The 1,831-nt window shown below is 72.6% G+C and carries 1 protein-coding gene; it reads left to right on the top strand.

Going from position 1 to position 1,831, the window contains the following annotated elements:
• Window positions 1–251 precede the first annotated feature (251 nt).
• Window positions 252–1,831: glycoside hydrolase family 38 N-terminal domain-containing protein (locus tag GH736_RS22315; protein WP_203230912.1), on the top strand; the 1,580-nt coding region annotated here is incomplete at its 3' end.

Below are 1,831 nucleotides of genomic sequence, written 5' to 3'. Positions count from 1 at the left end.
GTCGGGCTGGGTCCAGTCCGGCTGGGTGGGCGGGTCGTACGGCAGCTCGTTCTGGTAGAGCACCGTGGTGCCGCGCTCCCCGTTCCAGACCGTGTTGTACGTCTGGAAGTGCTCGACGAACAGCCCGAGCCGCCGCCCCACCGACCCCGAGCCGCCGCCCCGCCGTCTCCCGCCCCGCCGTCTCCCGCCCCACCGCCTCCCGCCACCCCGTCCGACCCCTCGACCACCTCCACGAAGGAGACCAGCGACACATGGATGCCCCAGACGAACTCGTGATCGTGCCGCACACCCACTGGGACCGGGAGTGGTACGAGCCGCACGACGTGTTCCGGCTTCGGCTCGTGCACATGGTCGACCGGCTCCTCGACACGCTGGAGGAGCATCCGGCCTACCGGTTCACGCTCGACGGCCAGGCCGCGGCGATCGACGACTACCTCGAGATCCGCCCCGAGCAGCGCGACCGTGTCGTGGCGGCGATCGAGCGGGGGCAGCTCGCGGTCGGGCCGTTCCTCATCCTGCTCGACGAGTTCCTGTGCGACGGCGAGACCATCGTGCGCAACCTCGAGCTGGGACTCCGCTCGACCCGGCGCCTCGGCCGCGAGATGCGCACGGGCTACTTGCCCGACATGTTCGGCCACGCCGCGCAGATGCCGCAGATCCTGCGCGGGTTCGGCCTCCGCGATGCGATGCTGTGGCGCGGCGTTCCCGGCCGGGTTCGTCGTCACGCGTTCGCCTGGACCGCCCCCGACGGGTCGACCGTGCGCACCGAGTACCTCCTCGACGGGTACGGGAACGCCCTCGACCTGTTCGCGCTGCCGGGCCAACTCGAGGCGCTGGTCGCCGAGTACGGCCAGTCGATCGCCGAGTGGTACGGGTCGGACGCGATCCTCGGCATGCTCGGCACCGACCACAGCGCCCCGCCCGCCGACCTCGTGCCCACGGTCGAGGCGGTCGCGGGTCGCGGGCAGATCGAGCTCTCCATCGCGACCGTCGACGGCTACCTCGACCACGTCGCCCCCGAGTGGCGCGCCGGCGACGAGGAGGCTCTGGCGGGCTGGCCCGCGGTCGCGGGCGAACTGCGCTCGCACGCGCGCGGCAACCTGCTCCCCGGCGTGTTCTCCGTTCGCACCAACCTCAAGCAGACGATGACCGACGCCGAGCGGCGCCTTTCGACCGCCGAGCGCCTCGACGCCGCGTTCGGCGCCGACGACCACCGCGCGTTCTTCGACACCGCCTGGTATCGACTGGTCGAGAGCACCGCCCACGACTCCGTCACCGGATGCGGCGTCGACGCGACCGCCGCCGAGGTCGAGGGCCGCCTCGCCACCGCCGGGCACGTCGCGCGGGGCGTCATCCTGCGCACGATGGAGCGGCTCGCGGCATCCGTCACCCCCGATCGCCACGTCGTCGCCAACCCGACCGGGTTCCGCAGGCGGGCCCACGTCGAGATCCGCCTGCACGACCCCGAGCGCCTCACGCTCGGCAGCGGCGTGCAACTCCTGGGCGCCCTGCCCGAGGTGCTCGGCGACGAGGTCCTGACGACTGCCGAGCTGCCGAAGCTCCTCAACCGCATCCATGGGCGGGAGCTGTTCGGACAGCTCATCAATGCGTGGGAGTTCTGCGACGACGAGCTGCGCTTCGACGTGGCCGAGGCGCCCGTCGGCGACTTCGACCTCGCGGCGTTCGTCGAGGAGCTCGAGCGGCGCATGGCGACGGATGCCGCGGGCGAGCGTCGCTGGCGGGTGCGCATCGTCGCCCTTCCACGCCGCACGGCGGTCGTGTCCGTGCCCGTCGGCGGCATCGCCGTCGCGGAGCTCGATCCGGCGACCGC

Origin of the sequence: Agromyces humi, from assembly GCF_009720255.1 — a bacterium.
GTDB lineage: Bacteria > Actinomycetota > Actinomycetes > Actinomycetales > Microbacteriaceae > Agromyces > Agromyces humi.
This window is presented reverse-complemented; position numbering and strand designations above follow the sequence as displayed.